15 protein-coding genes and 1 pseudogene are annotated in these 18,198 nt (G+C 56.6%); 2 read left to right on the top strand and 14 right to left on the bottom strand.

The genetic code is table 11. The annotated features are described in order from the left end of the window. Positions 1 to 44: 44 nt before the first annotated feature. From MWU39_RS02750 to MWU39_RS02685, 14 genes and pseudogenes are all read right to left on the bottom strand, one after another. Positions 45 to 191: pseudogene (locus MWU39_RS02750) on the bottom strand (IS6 family transposase); the annotation flags it as partial. Positions 192 to 329: 138 nt separating this feature from the next. After that, the gene (locus tag MWU39_RS02745) at positions 330 to 3,608 is read right to left on the bottom strand and encodes an error-prone DNA polymerase (RefSeq protein WP_247158446.1); all 3,279 of its coding nucleotides are present in this window, start codon (positions 3,606 to 3,608) and stop codon (positions 330 to 332) included. Further along, positions 3,608 to 5,026, bottom strand: coding sequence for a DNA polymerase Y family protein (locus tag MWU39_RS02740; RefSeq protein WP_348646362.1), 1,419 nt, complete (start codon positions 5,024 to 5,026; stop codon positions 3,608 to 3,610). The genes MWU39_RS02745 and MWU39_RS02740 overlap by 1 nt, the downstream gene beginning before the upstream one ends. Before the next feature lie 37 nt (positions 5,027 to 5,063). Beyond that, positions 5,064 to 5,675 (bottom strand): hypothetical protein, encoded by a 612-nt coding sequence (locus MWU39_RS02735; RefSeq protein WP_247158445.1) that lies wholly within the window; start codon positions 5,673 to 5,675, stop codon positions 5,064 to 5,066. Positions 5,676 to 6,133: 458 nt separating this feature from the next. Next, entirely contained in the window at positions 6,134 to 7,444 is a 1,311-nt protein-coding gene (gene hemN / locus MWU39_RS02730; protein ID WP_247158444.1) for an oxygen-independent coproporphyrinogen III oxidase, read from the bottom strand. Between the two features lie 260 nt (positions 7,445 to 7,704). Beyond that, complete coding sequence (ccoS, locus tag MWU39_RS02725) at positions 7,705 to 7,857, bottom strand: cbb3-type cytochrome oxidase assembly protein CcoS (RefSeq protein WP_247158443.1); 153 nt, start codon at positions 7,855 to 7,857, stop codon at positions 7,705 to 7,707. Next, a complete protein-coding gene (locus tag MWU39_RS02720; protein WP_247158442.1) occupies positions 7,854 to 9,989 on the bottom strand; it encodes a heavy metal translocating P-type ATPase in 2,136 nt (711 codons plus the stop codon). Before MWU39_RS02720 ends, ccoS begins: the two co-directional genes overlap by 4 nt. Further along, entirely contained in the window at positions 9,986 to 10,447 is a 462-nt protein-coding gene (locus tag MWU39_RS02715) for a FixH family protein (RefSeq protein ID WP_247158440.1), read from the bottom strand. The genes MWU39_RS02720 and MWU39_RS02715 overlap by 4 nt, the downstream gene beginning before the upstream one ends. Then, positions 10,447 to 11,958 carry a cytochrome c oxidase accessory protein CcoG gene (gene ccoG / locus MWU39_RS02710; RefSeq protein WP_247158439.1) on the bottom strand — a complete coding sequence of 504 codons (1,512 nt, stop codon included), beginning with the start codon at positions 11,956 to 11,958 and terminating at the stop codon, positions 10,447 to 10,449. The genes MWU39_RS02715 and ccoG overlap by 1 nt, the downstream gene beginning before the upstream one ends. Beyond that, the gene (gene ccoP, locus MWU39_RS02705; protein WP_247158438.1) at positions 11,945 to 12,898 is read right to left on the bottom strand and encodes a cytochrome-c oxidase, cbb3-type subunit III; all 954 of its coding nucleotides are present in this window, start codon (positions 12,896 to 12,898) and stop codon (positions 11,945 to 11,947) included. Before ccoP ends, ccoG begins: the two co-directional genes overlap by 14 nt. After that, positions 12,891 to 13,052 carry a cbb3-type cytochrome c oxidase subunit 3 gene (locus tag MWU39_RS02700; protein WP_247158437.1) on the bottom strand — a complete coding sequence of 54 codons (162 nt, stop codon included), beginning with the start codon at positions 13,050 to 13,052 and terminating at the stop codon, positions 12,891 to 12,893. Before MWU39_RS02700 ends, ccoP begins: the two co-directional genes overlap by 8 nt. Then, positions 13,049 to 13,828, bottom strand: a complete 780-nt coding sequence (gene ccoO, locus MWU39_RS02695) for a cytochrome-c oxidase, cbb3-type subunit II (RefSeq protein WP_247158436.1) — start codon at positions 13,826 to 13,828, stop codon at positions 13,049 to 13,051. The genes MWU39_RS02700 and ccoO overlap by 4 nt, the downstream gene beginning before the upstream one ends. Positions 13,829 to 13,841: 13 nt before the next feature. Next, positions 13,842 to 15,509 (bottom strand): cytochrome-c oxidase, cbb3-type subunit I, encoded by a 1,668-nt coding sequence (ccoN, locus tag MWU39_RS02690; protein WP_247158435.1) that lies wholly within the window; start codon positions 15,507 to 15,509, stop codon positions 13,842 to 13,844. Between the two features lie 255 nt (positions 15,510 to 15,764). Continuing rightward, positions 15,765 to 16,463, bottom strand: coding sequence for a helix-turn-helix domain-containing protein (locus tag MWU39_RS02685; protein ID WP_247158434.1), 699 nt, complete (start codon positions 16,461 to 16,463; stop codon positions 15,765 to 15,767). 165 nt (positions 16,464 to 16,628) lie between these two features. On the opposite strand from MWU39_RS02685, the gene MWU39_RS02680 reads away from it, so the two are divergent. Both MWU39_RS02680 and MWU39_RS02675 read left to right on the top strand, forming a co-directional pair. Continuing rightward, positions 16,629 to 17,300, top strand: a complete 672-nt coding sequence (locus tag MWU39_RS02680; protein WP_247158433.1) for an OmpW family outer membrane protein — start codon at positions 16,629 to 16,631, stop codon at positions 17,298 to 17,300. 39 nt (positions 17,301 to 17,339) lie between these two features. Next, positions 17,340 to 18,140 (top strand): DUF2189 domain-containing protein, encoded by an 801-nt coding sequence (locus MWU39_RS02675; RefSeq protein ID WP_247158432.1) that lies wholly within the window; start codon positions 17,340 to 17,342, stop codon positions 18,138 to 18,140. The last annotated feature ends 58 nt before the right edge of the window (positions 18,141 to 18,198 follow it).

Genomic DNA, 18,198 nt, shown 5'->3' with positions numbered 1-18,198 from the left:
TCTGCCTGAATCTGATCATCGCCCGTTCTCTTCGTGGAATGGCAAATGTCGATCCCGCGCTCGGCCAGCAGGTCCTCAACATTACGCAAGCTCTGCGGAAACCGAACATACATCATAACTACCAAGCGGATTACCTCAGGCGAAGAGTTGAAATAACGAAACGGGCTGATTGGCTTGCGAGGTCTGGGCATCGCACCGCCCTACCCCCAGTGCCTCAGCCGTCAATCAGGTGCATTTGCTCTGACAATGCCGCTGAGACTGATGCTGTCCAATGCCAAGAAACTTGGCCCTTACCGTTTTCGAAGCAGGCAGACACTGACCCGATCACATCAATGGAAATCTCGTGATTTCGGCAGGATACGAACATCGCGGGGATGGCGGTGGCCGGGTGCGGGATGACGATCAGCAACCTTGTCGCCAAAGGAAGTGTCGAGCTTCGCGTGATGTGTCTCTGACATGTGATTGAGATCACTTGTACGGTCGATCACATTGCTGACCATAAGATGCACGACGCCTTCTTTGCTGCGCTGGACTTCCCCTTCCAACAGCATCAGGCGAGAGGCCATTACCGGGCGGCGCAATCGTTCCATATGCCTCGCCCAAAGCAGCGCGTTGATGATCCCTGTTTCATCCTCGATAGTGACAAAAACGGCATTGCCCTTGCCCGGTCGTTGACGGGTTAAAACAACACCTGCTGTCCGTACTTTCGCGCCATTTTTCGCTGCGTCGGCTTCTGCGCAGCTCAGCACACCTTCGGATTGGAAACGCTCGCGCAGGAAGCCCATTGGATGCCCTTTCAGGGAAAGCCGCGTGGTTTGATAATCTGCAACGACATGGTCGGATAACGGCATTGGAGGGAGCGGCGTGTCCTCTTCCTCACGCAATTCACGTGCCTTTGCAGCAGCGAACAAGGGCAGCTCTCCCTTGGGCATGCGCCGAACATTCCAGAGCGCTTGGCGCCGGTCTTCACCAATAGAACGGAAAGCGTCTGCATCTGCGAGCAACCTTAAAGCTCGCCGGGGCAAGTCGGCTTGGCGAGCCAGATCTTCAATACTGGTGAAGTTGGCACCGCTGCGAGCTGCCACCAGTTGCTCCGACCATTCTTTGCGAAAACCATCGATTTGGCGGAATCCTAACCGTAGTGTGAGCTTACCACTCTCACACGGTTCAAGACTGTTATCCCAGTCGCTGGCATTGATGTCAGACGCGCGCACCTCTCCGCCATGTTCGCGCAAATCGCGCACCAGTTGCGCGGGCGCGTAAAAACCCATTGGCTGTGAATTCAGCAATGCGCAGGCGAACACAGCCGGATGATGGCATTTGATCCAACTGGAAACATAGACCAAGCGTGCAAAGGACAGGGCGTGGCTTTCAGGGAAGCCATAACTGCCAAAACCCTGAATTTGTTTGTAGCATCGCTCAGCAAAGGACCGTTCGTAACCCCGCGCTACCATGCCATCGACCATCTTCTTCTCGAACTGGTTGATCGTGCCGACATTGCGAAATGTGGCCATTGCCCGGCGCAGACGATTGGCATCTTCGGGAGAGAAGTCTGCTGCCACAATGGCAAGCTTCATCGCCTGTTCCTGAAATAGCGGGACGCCTTTGGTGCGCCCTAATACGCTTTTCAGTTCGTCGGGATCGTGCGGTGGTTTGGGAGAAGGATAGTTCACAGCCTCCACGCCAGAACGGCGGCGCAGATAGGGGTGAACCATATCCCCCTCAATAGGGCCGGGACGAACAATCGCGACCTGAATGACGAGGTCATAGAATTCCCTCGGTTTCATGCGCGGTAACATGTTGATCTGCGCACGGCTTTCGACCTGAAACACACCGATGCTGTCGCCCGCGCACAGCATGTCATAAACCTCGCTGTCTTCATGCTGGATTGTGTCCAGCTCAAAATCGCCAAGGCCGTGTTTGCGCATCAAGTCGAAGCTTTTCTGAATGCAGGTGAGCATGCCCAGCGCCAGCACATCAACTTTCATCAGGCCCAGCGCGTCAATGTCGTCCTTGTCCCATTCTATAAATGTGCGGTCCTCCATCGCGGCATTATGAATCGGCACTATTTCATCGAGCCGTCCCTGCGTCAGCACATAACCCCCAACATGCTGAGACAGATGGCGCGGAAATTTGAGGATCTGATCGACTAGCAGCTTAAGGCGCGCGACCTGGGGGTTGCTGAGATCGAACCCGTTTTCCTCAATCTGTGTATCTTTAAGCAAGCCGGAATGACTGCCCCAAACGGTGCTGACCATACGGTTGGTCATATCTTCCGACAGGCCAAGCACCTTGCCAACTTCGCGCACAGCGCTGCGCGGGCGGTAATGGATCACAGTGGCGCAAATCCCGGCGCGCTCGCGGCCATACCGGCGATACACATATTGCATCACCTCTTCGCGTCGCTCATGTTCGAAATCTACATCAATGTCTGGCGGTTCTTTGCGCTCTTCGGACATGAAACGAGAGAATAACAAATTGTGCTCGACTGGATCGACCGACGTCACTTTGAGCAGATAGCAAACGATGGAATTCGCCGCCGAGCCGCGCCCCTGACATAGAATTGGCGGCTTCTGGCTGCGTGCAAATCTAACCAGATCGTGGACTGTCAGGAAGTAATAGGCATAGTTTGCTTTACGGATGAGGGCGAACTCCTCCTCCATCATTGCCGTTGCTTTCGGCGGAATGCCTTCGGGCCAGCGTTCGCGCGCGGCTTCTATCACGAGATGTTCCAGCCAATCCTGTGGCTCCCAACCTTCGGGCACTGGCTCATGCGGATATTCATACCGTAAATCGTCGAACGTAAACGTGATCCGCGATAGAATATCTTGGCTGGCAGCGATGGCTTGTGGAGCCGCTTTGAATAGTCGGTCTATTTCCCACGGACCCTTCAAATGCCGCTCAGCATTGGGAGCCAGCCGCTTGCCGGCTTCGGAAATCGTTGTGCCCTCGTTTATGCAGGTGAGCACATCGTGCAATTGCCGGTCTTCTGGCTCTGCGTAGAGCGCATCATTGGTCGCAAGCAGGGGAATAGCCAGATCGCTGGATAGAGCGGTCAATTGGGCAAGCCGACGCTCGTCTTTTCCAGATCGGTGCATAGTAGCACCAAGCCACAGCATGTCTGGCGCAGCACCATGCAAGGCAGCGAGCGCAGCCTTGTGCTTGGCATCACGAGGCTCTGCCATGGCAATGAAAACCATGTCCTCACAATGGGCGAGCAGATCGGACAATTGCAGCAGGCAGCCGCCTTTTGATGTTCGTAGATTACCGAGGGTAAGCAGGCGTGTCAGTCGGCCCCAGCCATAGCGCGTGGTCGGATAGGCGATAATGTCGGGCGTCTCGTCAACAAAGCAGAGCCGCGATCCAACCACCAGGCGAAAGCCGAAAGCAGATCGCTGTGTTTCGGGCAATTTCTCCAGAGCATCACCCAGGGCAACATGCGCGCGCACCACGCCGGCAACGCTGTTGCGATCCGCAATGCCGATGCCGCTCATCCCAAGGTTGATTGCCTGAGCGACCATATCGGAAGGGTGCGATGCCCCGCGCAGGAATGAATAATTGGTCGCAGCGACAAGCTCTGCAAAAGCCACAGGTGTTTTATCCGGCATCAGGCAAACAGCCCGTGTAAATACCAGTTCGGATCATCGGCTTCGCGGCCATAAAGGCCATGACGAAACACCCAATACCGCCGTCCCTCTGTATCCTCGATGCGATAATAATCGCGCGTCAATTGCGTACGCCCGAGCGGGTCTTCGCTCGCTTTCCACCATTCCGATGCAATCCGCTCTGGCCCCTCATGCCGCGCGACATCGCGCACTTTTTTGCGCCAGCGAAACCGTTTTGGCGGCCCGTCGGGAATTTCTGCGATGACAGCAATGCGCTGCGGCGGATCGAACAAGTGCAGCGGGCGTGAAGGAGGTTCCCCCAGCTCTGCTGACTGCCAGGCAAAGGGATGCCCTGCATCTATAGCAGGCAGCGCAATTTGGGTGTTTTCGGGAATATGCGTGTCGTTCGGGCGAAAACGCAGCACCCGGTTGCGCCCCAGTCGGACGCGCAAAATATCCAGAGTTTCCGCCAGTGTATTGTCGCGCCTTACCTCTTTTTCGATATCTTCCTGCTGCGACTTCAAAAGCTCGGTCTGAACGATAGCAAGCTCGACGCTGTCAAAACCGAAACCGGGATCGAGCGGGTCGGCCAAACCATCCAATCGTTCATCGAAGAGTCTGGCAATCGCGGTGCTGTCTCGGGTCGATCGGCCGGTTTCGATATACAGGCTTTGGACTGCACCATCGACCCTGTTGAAACGCGCTTCAAAGGCGCGGCCACCAAGGTTCTCACCAGCGAGTTCTGCGTTGGCTTCATCAAGCAATTCGCGCAGCACGCTGACAGAATAGGTCTTGCTTGTGATGGGCTCAGCAAAGCGGCGGTGAAAGGTGAAAGAACGCTGGGGTCTACGCGTATCAAGCGGCTTTGCACTTTTCCCGATCAAACGTTCCAGCCGATAAACGCTTGCGGCTCCGAAACGCGCGGCGATGACTTTGCGCGGGCGGTCCATCACATCACCGATCATTTTCAGCCCTGCTCGGCGCAATCCCAAATCGGCTTCGGGATCAAGCTGCAGCGCAGCCACAGGCAAAGAACGAATTGCCTGCATTTCGTCCGCTACCTCGCCGCGATGGAAGCGAGCCAAAGCGCTCGCCGCTTCAGCAGAGGATGCGCATGCCAGGCGTGTTGCAATCTGCTGACTCGCGAACCAGCCTCGAACATCCTGTTGAAGCTCCATCTCTCCCCCTGAAAGATGCGCGCTGCCTGTAATATCGAGTGCCAGGCCATCTGGTGGTTCCACGGCGACCATTGGCGTATAGCGCACGCATTCATCAGCAATCTGATCGAGCAGTTCTGCATCGGCTTGAGGGTTGTGATCGTACACGATCAACTCTGGCTCAACCGCCCGCGCATCAGCTAAGTTTGATCCTAGGGTAAGCCCGCATTCCAGTGCGGCCCGGTTGAGCGCCACAAGACGCATCGCCCCCTTTTGTTTTTCAACAAACGCAAGAGGTCGTTCAGGCGATAAGCTTACTTCTCTCTCTCGCTGCAGCCTGTCCGACGCCAAAAAAGGGAACCACAGAGCCAGAAAGCGTCTTTGGCTTTTGTCTGAAGGTGGATTGCTGATGTTCCTGGAAGCACTGGTTGTCACGGCTCCACTCCACCCGCCAGCTTTTGCCAGAAGGGCCAGAGCGTCTGCGCAGCAAGGTCAGATCCATGGTCGGATGACCCGGAGCGTTGGCTTCGAGAGGGCGGGAGAATGCCGATCGCACCGCCCACCGCGTGCTTGCCGTACTGGGTTGTTCGCGCGCACCAAGGCGCAACATAATTGCGGTCGCGCCGCTGCGATCGGCAGCCAACGTCAGTCGGCGACTGGCGGTTAGATCGAGAATGGCAGGCGAGCCCCAGCATTCGATTACCACTGCGCCAAAGTCGTCACAGCGCAACGCATCGACAGCTGATCTGAGAAGCGTCGCTTCATCAGGAGCGACCACGATAAACAAAGCCGATGGATCTCCGCCCAATTCCGCGAAACCAGCGGGATTAAAGCGTCCGCCTTTGCGCGATGCCGCCAGAGTGCGGAGCCACAAAATGCTCTTACCTGTCTGCTTGGCGCGCAATGAAAGCATGGCTGCAACCCCTGCTGCACACCCATTATCCTCATCAGAGTCGGCAAAGATTTCATGCAGCTGCCCACGCAAAAAACCTCCATCAAGATAGGCGTCGAGAGATGCGTGACCTGAAGCAAATCGCTCTTTGCAAGAGGCTTCATTTACACACGCAACATCAGTTAGCCGCCCACGTAAACTGGACATGGATTGCTCCGAATCACACATATGTTCTTATTTTGTTCCATTCGCACGCAATGTCAACTCAAAGACTGCGTTCCGGCCTACCTTTAAGGCCTCAATTCGGTGCGTCTGGGACTGGTGCGCGTATCGGAACGGCCGGAGCTGGGTCGGAAGCGGAAGGTCCGGTTCTGGTTGCACATCGCTAGAAGAGGAAAGTCCGCTCCCGACCCAATTTCATTCTATCGGACACTCTTCCAAGAGCTCGGCTAAGTCACAGGCCGCATCTGACCTGGGCTTTAAATTGCAGAGCTGAAGCGCCGCTGTGAGACCTCTCTAAACTGATCGAATTGCGCCGCTATGGCTCTCGCATATGGCAGGCCTGCTGGTTGAATTACAAAGGTCATCCCATCAAACCGCGCCAAGCTTCGTCCGATGAAACGGTCCAGTTTGATCCCGCACGAGGCGTAGATACAGGGTGGAAGTGTGGCAAAACCCTTGCACAGCAAGTCTTCTATCACCTTGCCTCGCATCTGATCTTCGCGATTTCTCACCACGCCAACACTTGATGTGAGCATCCCTTGCGATGCCTTCATCCGGTATCGACCGTTGTTCTTTTCGTTTTGAGCGATGAGGTGGGGAAAGCCACTGATTGCGCTTGCGCCCAAACCGATCAGCACTTCACCCGGATCATCGCTGAAGCCCTGAAAATTGCGGCGCAAACGGCCTGATTGGGTCGCGATTGCCATCGGGTCTCTCGGCAAGGCAAAATGATCGAACCCAATTGCATCATAGCCCTCGTTGGTGAGAAACTCATGCGCCATCGCGGCCATATCAAAGCGTGCCTTCGCATCTGGCAAAGCGCCCGCGTCGATGATTCTCTGGCGGGCGATCAAATGCGGCACATGGGCATAGCCGAACACCGCAATCCGGTCGGCACCAAGCAGCTTTGTGTATTCGAGACTGTCCGCGAGGTCGTCTGCGCTTTGATGGGGCAAGCCATACATCAGATCGAAATTCAGCGATGTCACACCCGCGTCTCGCAGCCAATCAATGCTGCGACAAATCATCGCGTCACTCTGCTCGCGCCCGATTGCTTTCTGGCAATGCGCGGCAAAGGTCTGCACTCCCATGCTGGCGCGTGTGATGCCTGCCTCGGCAACGGCCTCACCCCAGACGCTGCTCATGGAGCGCGGGTCCAATTCAATTGACCACTCGCAGTCGCCCAGCCAGAAATTGCGGCCCAGTGCATCGACAAGCGCAATGAACTGGCTCGGTTCGATTGCGTTGGGGCTGCCACCGCCAAAGGCGATCCGGCGAACTCTGGCGTCGCGCGGCAGGAGCGAAGCGACCGTTTCAATTTCGGTATGGAGAGCAGCGAGGTAACTCTCCACACGCTGCTTGCGATTGGCTTTACCCGTATTGCACCCGCAATAATGGCAAATGCTCTCGCAAAACGGAATGTGAAGGTAAAGCGAGATGTCCCCGCTCGCCCCTTCGATTGCATGCGTCAAAGCAGCGGTTGGAAGCTCGCCAAAATCGACGGCAGTCGGATAGCTCGTGTAACGCGGCACCGGCGTTTCGAGCAATTCTGGATGATAAGGCCACATAAGAAGCCTTGAACAAGATCAACGGCAGCGCGTCTTTGCGCTAGATCAAACCGTGCGAGACCTCTTGGCCTTTTCGCGGCAAGCACCCGCATGGCAGGCCTTTTGATGACAGTCGCGTCCAGGCTCCTGCTCGTCATCTCCAATAGGAATGACAATTTGCTCGCCATTGCAGAGGCCCGCGACCAAGCTGCGCTGTTCTTGCGGGAATGGCCCAGTGGCCATCGGTATGACCGCAGCCAGCGATACGATAAGGCCGGCATTCATTGTTCCGTATCCTCTTCGTCGATTAGAATACGAGCCGCAGCCCCGTCCATATCCTCGTACTGACCAGACCGCATGGCCCAGAAAAACGCGGCAAGACCAGCCGCTCCCATGAAGAGCGCGATCGGGATCAAGAAAGCCAGATTAGTCATGGCGCGTTTCCTTTTGCGCTGCTGGCGAGGCGCAGTGAATTGGCGACCACGACCAGTGAACTCAACGACATGGCGATCGCCGCGATGAGCGGCGTGACATAGCCAAACACAGCCAGCGGTATGGCCAGCACATTATACCCGATAGCAAAGCCGAAATTCTGCCGCACGACGGCCATCGTGCGCCGCGCGACCCGGACTGCAAGAGCAACCGGAAACAGCTTTTCGCCAATAAACACCGCATCTGCCGCCTGTTGGCTGGCATCGCTGGCAGTGCTTGGCGCTATCGAAGCGTGTGCGGCAGCAAGCGCAGGTCCATCATTGAGGCCATCGCCGACCATAAGCGGCTTTCGCCCTTGATCTTTCAGCGACGCGAGAGCGGCCAGCTTATCTTGCGGAGACGCCTCTGCAGCAAAGGGGATCGAGAGCTGCTTCGCGGCGTGTTCAACCGGTGCATGACGATCCCCCGACAGTATGCTCGCATCAACGCCATGCTTGGCCAGCGTCGCAAGCGTTGCCGCACAATCGCTGCGCATAGGATCAGTGAAGTGCAGAACATGGTGATGCTCGCCAATGACTAGCGCGGCGGCGAGGCCTTCTTCAGCGTTGCCAGGCCGCTCGAGTGCGACCCGCATCCCATTCCACTGACCGCTAATGCCTTGCCCGCTATGCTCTGAAATGTCCGAGACAGGTGCTGGCGCAACACTTGCTTCGCGCAAGGTTAGGGCCAGCCCCTTGCTCAATGGATGCCTGCTCGCTTGGGCCAGCGCTAAGGCAACACTGCGCGCCTTGCTATCAAGCTCCGCGATGTCGGCGCGTGGTTCCCCCAAGGTCAGCGTACCAGTCTTGTCGAACAGCGCCACATCCACCTCAGCGAGCCGTTCCAGCGCGCTGCCATCTTTGACAAGCAAACCCCGCTTTAACAGTGCGCCCGACGCCACAACCTGAGCGGTGGGAACCGCAAGGCCCATCGCACACGGACATGTGATGATTAGCACGGCAATGGCGATGACCAGAGACTGATGCCAGCCAGCCCCGGCGATCATCCACCCGACAAAAGCGAGTGCGGCAAGCGTGTGAACGACGGGTGCGTAAAGGCGCGAGGCGCGGTCGGCGATCCGTACGTATTGGCTGCGAGATTGGCCCGCCTCATCCATCAATCGTGCGATTTCGGCGATTGCAGTGTCTTCGGCGGTGCGGGTGAGGCGCAAACGGATGGGGGCGGTGATGTTGATTGCCCCTGCGTGAATTGCAGAGCCAACACCGATGCGCTCCGGCGCGCTTTCTCCGGTCAGCATCGAATTGTCGATCGAGCTGGCGCCCTGTTCGACCTCGCCATCGGCGGCCAAGGCTTCACCCGCAGCAACCAGCACCAACATCCCCGGTTCAAGCTCACGCGCTGGTAGGCGCCGGGTTGAACCATCGGGGCCGATCACGCTCGCTGTCTTGCCCATCCGCCCTAACAGAGCACCGATTTCTGCGCGCGTACGCGTGCGCATTTCCGCGTCAAGCGCGCGCCCTGCGAGAAGGAAGAAGAGCAGCATGACGGCGCTTTCGAAATATGCATGCGGGCCGCCAGTTATCGTCTCGTACAGGCTTAAAGCGGTTGCCAGAACCACTCCGATAGAAATGGGCACATCCATATTGGTGCGCCCATGTTTGAGCGCCATCCATGCCGATGCTAAAAAAGGACGCCCGGCATAGGCGATCACAGGCATGGCGATCAGCGCAGAAAGCCAATGGAAGAGGTCGCGCGTCGCGCCCTCGGCTCCAGACCAGATACTTACCGAAAGCAGCATGACATTCATCATGCCAAAGCCCGCAACCCCCAAGGCGCGCATCAAAGTTTTGCGCTCTGCGACCTCCTGGCCAAGCGGGTTATCTTCGACCTGTTGCGCTTCAAACCCTAGCTTTAGGATCGCTTCGGCGAGATCATCTTCGCGCATGCCCTCATCGTGTTCAATTGCGACGCGTTTGGCCGAAAAATTGACCCGTGCACCGTTTACGCCCGCAATCTTAGGAAGCTCGCGCTCAAGCTTGGCTATGCAGCCAGCACAGCGCATGCCCGGCACCGTAAATCGCGTCGTGCTAATTGCACCTTCGTCCGTGGCGACAGGGGCAGCAAGCGTGTTCATCTCAGCTCGTCTTCTGCGGACCATGTTTCGCTATCAGCTTCAATCGAGATGCGAATGGTCCATCGCCCTTCATCCACCGGAGTGGTCGAACGGTATGAACCATTTTCTGATTGCTCAAACGTCACAGACGCATAGTCGCGCACGCCTATCGGGCGGCGCAGCTCTGCGGTGATCAGGGCGCCTTCGGGAACGCCATTAGCGGTGAGATCAAGATATCCGTCCTGATCGCGTTTCGCGTCGACTTCCCATCCCAGCGCTTGATCCGCTTCGGCTTCTTCCAGCCAAGTGTTGAACTGCTGACTTGCGACATAGGAGTTTTGGACCACGACGCCGTGGAAACCTCCCGTCGCAAAACCTGCCATGGTGAAATTGACCGCCACGACAATACCAAAGCCAAAGATCAGGATTGCCGCCATGTGCCGACCAGTGAACCGGGATTTTGTTGGCTTTGCACTCATCAATTGCCTCCGGGCATGGCGAATGTTGTTGGTTCGGCGTCCTGTTCGCGCTGTTCATCAAGCGATGTCAGCTCAAATGTGAATTGATCTGCGCTGCTGCCCGCCGGGATCGTCACGTACGCACGCACAACGCGGGTTTCGTCGGCAGGAACGGCGATTTTCTGAGTCGCAGCAGCCTCATCTCGCCCGATGCGGTCGGTCCACATCACTGCGCCCCGCGGTAGGCCCGATAGCGCGATTTCCATATCACGCGGGCGCCCTTCCATATTGCGCAACCGCAAAGTGTATGCGTTGCGTACCGATCCATCCTTCATCAACATAAAGGGTGGGTTGCGGTCGGGAGAAACGGTCAGCCCCGTGTGCGAGCGGGTGCCCAAAGCGAACAGCATCGCGGTACCGATTGCCCCCCATATACCGAAATAGATAAATGTCCGCGGGCGCAGCAATGCCTTCCACGCGGGCATCGCTGGCGCACCCGCGGCCTCTGCCTCGCATTGATCCAGAGTTGCGTAGTCGATCAGGCCGCGCGGACGTCCGATATCCTTCATGACCCGATCGCATGCATCAATGCAAAGGGCGCAGGTGATGCAACCAACCTGCTGTCCTTCGCGGATATCGATGCCGGTGGGACAGACCGCGATGCATTCACGGCAATCAATGCAATCGCCGTATTTCTCGAGTTCTTTTTGCGCTTTCTTGAGGCTGCCCCGCTGCTCGCCGCGCCAATCCTTATAGGTAACGATCAAGGATTGCTCATCGAGCATAGCGGCTTGAATGCGGGGCCATGGGCACATGTAGATGCACACTTGTTCGCGCATAAAGCCGCCTAGCCAGAACGTAGTCCCAGTAAGCACCGCAACGGTCATATAGGCGACCGGGGAAGCCGTTCCCGTGAAGAATTCAACAAACAAAGTTTGCGCATCGGCAAAATACAGAATCCAGGCGCCGCCAGTGACGAGGCTGATCAGCAGATAGATGCCCCATTTACCGCCACGTCGGGCGATCTTGGACGGCCCCCACGGTGCCTTGTCCAGCCGCATGCGTGCATTGCGGTCTCCGTCGATAAAGCGGTCAACATGCTGAAAGAGGTCGGTCCACACAGTTTGAGGGCAGGCATAGCCGCACCAGGCCCGGCCAACCGCACTTGTCACCAGGAAGAGGCCAATACCCGCCATGATCAGCATGCCAGCAACGAAATAAAACTCGTGCGGCCAGATCTCGATATCGAACATGTAGAAACGGCGGTTTGCAAGATCGATAAGCACCGCTTGATCAGGCGCGTATGGGCCGCGATCCCAGCGCAGCCACGGCGTTATGTAATAGATCGCAAGTGTGACCACCATAACCAGCCATTTAAATCGGCGAAACGGGCCATCGATCCGTTTGTTATGGACACTCTTTCGCTTTTCATAGAGCGGGCCGTTACTCGGCGGGCCGCCGCGAGTGATGCCAGTCTTGTCGAGAGCACGAACCCATTTGCTGGGCTGTTCGAGTTGGTCAGAGGCGGTCATCACCCTCCGCTCCCGATACCTCTTGCTGAGCGGCTTCTTGCTCACTGGTTTCTGCAATTGGTGCATCTTGGGCGGTATCTTCCCCGCCGCCTCGTGAGTGGACGTATGCGGCAAGCATGCGAATTGTTACCGGGTCGAGCTTATCGCTCCAGCCCGGCATTGCGCCATGACGCGGAGCGAGGATCTGCTGACGAATGCTCGCTTCGCTGTTGCCGTACAGCCAGATTGCATCATTGAGCGCAGGCGCACCCTGCAATTGGTCGCCTTCTCCAGACGCTTGGTGGCACGCCACGCAATTGGCGGCGTACAATTCAGCGCCCACCGCATTGCTCGATCCGTTCCCGCTAAGCGAAAGGACATGGCCGACCAAAGCATCAACCTGTTCGCGCTCAAAGATGCCCTCAAAAGCTGGCATGTAAGAGATACGGGTTTGGTCCGACCCTTCCCAGCGGATGCCATGGGTCAGGGTGTATTCGATATCGCCGATTTCACCGCCCCAAATCCAGTCATCATCGTTGAGGTTGGGATAGCCATATTCTTCATAGCCCGCTGCGCCAGCGCCATGGCACTGAACACAATGTTGTTTGAATGCCGCTGCACCCCCAGCGATGGCTTGGCCCATGAGCTCGGGATCGGCAGAAAGTTTGGTGATATCCGTCACCGCGATCCGTTCGAATGTGCTTACCCTTGCCATGTCAGCTGCTGTCATTTCGTCAGCAAGCGCTCCGCGGCTTGACCAGCCAAGCACGCCTTCGGTCGCTTGGCTTACCATCGGCCATGCAGGGTAGAGCACGACATAGACGACGCTCCACGCGATGGTCGCGTAGAAGGTCCAAAGCCACCAGCGCGGAAGGGGGGTATTGAGCTCCTCGATCCCATCCCATTCATGGCCGACGAGTTCTGTGCCTGTGGGTTCATCAACACGATTTTTATCAGCCATCATCATCGTCCTTGAAAATCGAGTGCTTGGCTTCCTCAACTCCGGCACGTGCACGAGGGAGGAAGTGCCATCCGCACAGCAAGAGATAGAGTGCGAAGATCACCACCAGACCATAACTGTCGGCGAGATGACGCAGCGTTTCATAGAGGCTCATCGACCCAGCTCCTCTGCCAGCTCGGTCTGAGCAGCAGCCTTGTCGACATCGACCAGAGTTCCCAGCATTTGCAGATAGGCGACCAGCGCATCCATTTCGGTGACGCGCGTGGGATCGCCGTCGTAATCGCGGATTTGCGCTTTGGGATACCGTTCTTGCAGATCTCCCGCATCGCGCTCCGGATCGGCTTGGGCAAAGAGATCATTCTCGGCCATCTCAATGTCCGCGTCCGAATACGGCACGCCAACGCGGCTAAGCGCGGTTAGCTTGGCTGATGCATCGGGCACTGTCAGTTTCGTTTTGGCTAGGAAAGAATAGCTCGGCATGATGCTTTGCGGCACCACACTTTGCGGGTTTTTCAGATGCTGGACATGCCACGTATCCGAATAACGACCGCCTACTCTCGCAAGGTCCGGACCAGTGCGTTTCGACCCCCACTGGAACGGGTGATCATACATACTTTCGGCTGCCAGCGAGTAGTGGCCATAGCGCTCCACCTCATCGCGAAAGGGCCGGATCATCTGACTATGACAGGTGTAGCAGCCTTCGCGAATGTAGATGTCGCGCCCTGCTTGCTCCAGAGGGGTGTAAGGCCGCATGCCTTCGACCTTCTCGATCGTGTTATCGATCCAGAACAGCGGAGCGATTTCGACGATCCCGCCTATGGCCACTGTCACAAGGGTTGCCGCCGCCAGTATGGTGACGTTTTTCTCAATTTTCTTGTGGCCCTCGAAAGCGCCTTGAGAAGGAGTGGGTTTGGGTGAGTTGGTGCTCATCTTCTCAGCCTCCTTATTCAGCAGGTTCTGGTTGAGGGCGGGTGACAATCGGACGGTCCGCTTGCTCGTCATGAGCGGTGTCACCCATCGGCGCTTCCTCACGGCGATATCCGGCGATGGTCATCCAGATATTGTAGGCCATGATGACAGCGCCAGCGAGGTAGAGCAGCCCGCCGAATGCGCGCATCAGATACATCGGATGGAGCGCCGCGACGGTGTCGACAAAGCTGTTCACTAGGAACCCGTCAGAGCCATATTCGCGCCACATCAGGCCCTGAGTAATCCCAGCGACCCACATGCTGGCAGCGTAAAAAACGATGCCGAGCGTCGCGAGCCAGAAATGCCAGTTGATCATCCTCAACGAATACAGGCGATCCTTCTTCCAAAGCTTGGGCACGAGGAAATAGACGCAGGCGAATGTGATCATTCCGTTCCAGCCCAGGGCGCCCGAATGGACGTGGCCGATGGTCCAGTCGGTGTAGTGCGACAGGCTGTTCACCGCTTTGATCGACAGCATTGGCCCTTCAAATGTGCTCATTCCGTAGAATGCGAGCGCCATCACCATCATACGGATGATCGGGTCGGTGCGGACTTTGTCCCATGCTCCGTTGAGCGTCATCAGTCCGTTGATCATCCCGCCCCAGCTGGGCATCCACAGCATGATCGAGAACACCATACCCAGCGTCTGCGCCCAATCCGGCAGCGCGGTATAGTGCAAGTGGTGCGGACCCGCCCAGATATACAGGAAGATCAGCGACCAGAAATGGATGATCGATAGGCGATAGGAATAGACCGGCCGGTTCGCTTGCTTGGGCACGAAGTAATACATCATCGCAAGGAAGCCCGCGGTCAGGAAGAAACCGACTGCGTTATGGCCATACCACCACTGCGTCAGCGCATCCTGCACGCCGGCAAACGCGCTATAGCTTTGCGAACCGAGCAAGCTCACCGGCATCGCGAGATTGTTCACCACATGCAGCATCGCAACGGTGATGATGAAAGCGAGGTAGAACCAGTTGGCGACATAAATATGCGGCTCGTTCCGGCGCAGCAAAGTCGCCACGAACACCACAAGGTATGCGACCCAAACAATGGTCAGCCACAGATCAACGTACCATTCCGGCTCGGCGTATTCTTTGGACTGGGTTACGCCGAGCAAATAGCCGGTCGCCGCCAGGACGATGAAGAGTTGGTAACCCCAGAACACAAAGCGAGCGAGGCCGGGCAGAGCCAGAGTGGTGCGGCAAGTGCGCTGCACGACATAGAAACTGGTCGCCAACAAGGCATTGCCACCGAAAGCAAAGATAACCGCCGAAGTGTGGAGCGGGCGAACCCGGCCAAATGTCAAAAATGGCTCAACATTCAAAATCGGGAAGGCCAATTGCAGGGCGATGAAAAGCCCAGCCAACAAACCCGCAAGGCCCCAAAACATTGTAGCAATGACACCCCAGCGCACCACGTCATCGTCATAACGCGATGGGCCCGGAGGCATTTTGAAAATGCCCTGGGCTTTGGCGAGCGGGTCGAACGCTTTCAGGGTTGCCAAGATCATTATGGCAAGAACCAATCCAATGATGCCCATATGAACGGCAAAACCGGTGTCTTGCGCCCCCACCATTGCGGCGATCACCGCCATCAATGCGATGGCATAGAGGCCTGACCGGCCTAACACAGCTTCCATAACGTCGATCCCTCTTGTTCCTGCCCCCGTTAAAGGGCCAGAAAAGTGCTGTATTTGATGCAGATCAAACTGGCGTCGAAATCAGTTGAGACTCATTGCTGCAACGCGCCTCAACCGGCGCAGTCGCCGGAAAGATCAAAATAAAATCAGTCGATTATCCCATCCCGCAGGCTCATCACGTGTTTGCCTGCATCGCCACCCACTATTCTGGACGCTCGCAATTCGCATTGATCTGCATCAATTTTTGAAAATAATTTATCCGGCCAACTCAAGGTGACCGGCCCTTCGGTGCAGGCTTGGCAAGTCAAGCAAGCGGAAACGAGAACGGCCACTCGTTTCAATAAGGCAAGCATTGCGCAGTTCGCTGAGCTGACGGCTAACCGTTTCGATTGTTAGGCCAAGGCTGTCACCGATGTCGCGGCGGGACATGATCAGATCAAGCTCCACGGCTCCATCACGGCTCCAACCGATACGTTCCGCCATCGTGACAAGAAAACTCGCCAACCGCTCTTCCGCTGTCTTGCGCCCCAGCGCCACGGATTTTTCACGGCTTCGAGCGAGCGAACGCAAAGTTCTCTCGAGAATAGTAATGACCAGATGCGGCTCTTGCTGCGCGATTTGCAAAAAGTCGTCCGCTGGGAAGAAGACCAATTCACAGTCCTCCAACGCGCAAAGAGTGTATGCGTGGGCGGCGCTTGCCGGCACTGAAACCAGATCGCCTCTAAAGTGGAACGCGACCACTTGCTCTCTACCTTGTGAAACATGGGCGACCAGTTTGGTGCTGCCGCCAGCAATGAAGACAATCTGATCAACACCGATCCCGTTGAACGGAGCATCGCCTTCGCGCGCACTGGTATAGCGCGCGACCGATTCTAGGTTCGAAAGCGTTGGGTCGGAAGCGCCACCAGGCAAGACTGCCGTGCGAAACTCGTCGAAAAGGTCGGGAAAGGTCATCGCATTCTTTCCTAGGAAAATCAGGATGAGTGCGTGTTGCTGCACATTCATGCGCAGCACATTGATCTGGATCAAAGCAGCATAGTCTGAGTGCAACTATCCAACCATCAGCAGCAAAAACCCTGGGCCGTTCCTCTGGCCACTGCTGCTCATGAAGGAAGGATAATGAAATATCTTCTCGCCTCAGCTTGCGCGGCAATCGCGCTTGCTTCTTCTCCGGCCGTCGCACAGGACGAAAGCGGGGATGTCCAAATCAAACTGGTCGCGACAGGAGTTCTGCCCGACAGCGCGATTGATCAGGTCAATGTTGATTTGGTCGGCCTGCCTGCTGGCACTGATACCACCGCCAATGACAATTATGTGCCCACTGTGGCCGTAGAGTATTTCTTCTCGGATAGTTTCTCGATTGAAACGATCGCAGGCACAACGCAGCACGATGTCGATGCGGTATCGGGATTTGCGCCAGGCACTGAGCTGGTTTCAGACGCGTTGCTCTTGCCTGCAACTGTCACTGCCAAAGTGCATTTCAAAACCGGCGGCGTGAAGCCCTATATCGGGGCTGGCGCGTCCTATTTCATTTGGCTTGATGTGGACCCAGGTGCAGCTGTCATTCCATTGGGCGTCACGGAGACGACGCTCTCGGATGAATTCGGTTTTGTCCTACAAGCAGGCGTGGATGTGCCTGTTGGAGATGATGGTTTTGGCGTCACATTCGATGCCAAGCGGTACTTCATCGGGACAACGGCGCGCTGGTTTGCTGGCAATACGCTTGTGATCGAAACAGACCACAATCTCGATCCGTGGGTTCTGAGCGCGGGTGCAAGCTATCGGTTCTAAAATAGCAACCAGCGCCAAAGGGAGGGGCAACTGAATGACATGGCAGATATAGGAAGCAATTCTCCTGTCCCGTTCAAGGTCGCAGGCGATCTAACGATTTCAGATCTGCGTGCGGCCTTGGCTGCCGGATGGAGCGACTTTCTTGCCATGCCGCAATATGGCTTGTTCTTTGGCGCGATTTTCGCGTTTGCCGGGATCGCCCTCGCTTACGCTACTATTGTGCTTGGGGAGGTCTCTTGGCTCATCCCTGCGGCGGCCGGCTTCCCCTTGTTGGCTCCATTCCTAGCAGTGGGTCTTTACGAGGTCAGTCGCAGGCGCGAATACGGGATTGCAGTGGATTGGCCCGCAGTTCTGGGCGCGATCAGAGGCCGCGGGCACGATCAAATATTGAGCATGGGTGTGCTCATATTCGTGGGCTTCGGCTTTTGGGTGATCATCGCTCACCTTATTTTTTCGGTCTTCCTTGTGGAGGCCGGAGCAGGTTCGGAATCTCTTGAATTCCTGATCACGCCAATGGGTCTCGCAATGCTCGCGGTTGGCAGCTTGATTGGCGGTGTAATCGCTCTCGTGTTCTACGCCGTGACAGTGATCAGCCTGCCGATGTTGGTTGATCGCGAAGTTGATTTCCTTACCGCGATCTTTGCCAGCCTTAGGGCTGTCAGCAATAACAGCATGGCCTTGCTCATTTGGGCCGTGTTCATCGCGATCATCATGGCCTTGGCAATTGCACTGGCATTTCTTGGCCTATTGATAGTGGTCCCCGTGCTGGGTCATGCCACTTGGCATTTGTATCGAAGGACAATTGCCTCAACCCATCCATCAACCGGGCAGGTAGTTTGATGCAAGTCCGTTAGCGCCGCGAGGTATCTCCAACAGCGCAAACCTCGCATGACTTTCT

The sequence above is a fragment of the Erythrobacter sp. F6033 genome, assembly GCF_023016005.1.
Classification (GTDB): Bacteria; Pseudomonadota; Alphaproteobacteria; order Sphingomonadales; family Sphingomonadaceae; genus Erythrobacter.
This window is presented reverse-complemented; position numbering and strand designations above follow the sequence as displayed.

Bases quoted from the DNA above. Each gene is read 5' to 3' on its own strand.
- MWU39_RS02680 (WP_247158433.1), top strand. From the start codon at position 16,629: ATGAAATATCTTCTCGCCTCAGCTTGCGCGGCAATCGCGCTTGCTTCT.
- MWU39_RS02735 (WP_247158445.1), bottom strand. From the start codon at position 5,675: ATGCTTTCATTGCGCGCCAAGCAGACAGGTAAGAGCATTTTGTGGCTC.
- ccoS (WP_247158443.1), bottom strand. From the start codon at position 7,857: ATGACTAATCTGGCTTTCTTGATCCCGATCGCGCTCTTCATGGGAGCG.
- MWU39_RS02715 (WP_247158440.1), bottom strand. From the start codon at position 10,447: ATGAGTGCAAAGCCAACAAAATCCCGGTTCACTGGTCGGCACATGGCG.
- MWU39_RS02745 (WP_247158446.1), bottom strand. From the start codon at position 3,608: ATGCCGGATAAAACACCTGTGGCTTTTGCAGAGCTTGTCGCTGCGACC.
- ccoO (WP_247158436.1), bottom strand. From the start codon at position 13,828: ATGAGCACCAACTCACCCAAACCCACTCCTTCTCAAGGCGCTTTCGAG.
- ccoN (WP_247158435.1), bottom strand. From the start codon at position 15,509: ATGGAAGCTGTGTTAGGCCGGTCAGGCCTCTATGCCATCGCATTGATG.
- MWU39_RS02700 (WP_247158437.1), bottom strand. From the start codon at position 13,052: ATGAGCCTCTATGAAACGCTGCGTCATCTCGCCGACAGTTATGGTCTG.
- ccoP (WP_247158438.1), bottom strand. From the start codon at position 12,898: ATGGCTGATAAAAATCGTGTTGATGAACCCACAGGCACAGAACTCGTC.
- MWU39_RS02685 (WP_247158434.1), bottom strand. From the start codon at position 16,463: ATGACCTTTCCCGACCTTTTCGACGAGTTTCGCACGGCAGTCTTGCCT.
- ccoG (WP_247158439.1), bottom strand. From the start codon at position 11,958: ATGACCGCCTCTGACCAACTCGAACAGCCCAGCAAATGGGTTCGTGCT.
- hemN (WP_247158444.1), bottom strand. From the start codon at position 7,444: ATGTGGCCTTATCATCCAGAATTGCTCGAAACGCCGGTGCCGCGTTAC.
- MWU39_RS02740 (WP_348646362.1), bottom strand. From the start codon at position 5,026: ATGCGTCTTGTGGCGCTCAACCGGGCCGCACTGGAATGCGGGCTTACC.
- MWU39_RS02675 (WP_247158432.1), top strand. From the start codon at position 17,340: ATGGCAGATATAGGAAGCAATTCTCCTGTCCCGTTCAAGGTCGCAGGC.
- MWU39_RS02720 (WP_247158442.1), bottom strand. From the start codon at position 9,989: ATGAACACGCTTGCTGCCCCTGTCGCCACGGACGAAGGTGCAATTAGC.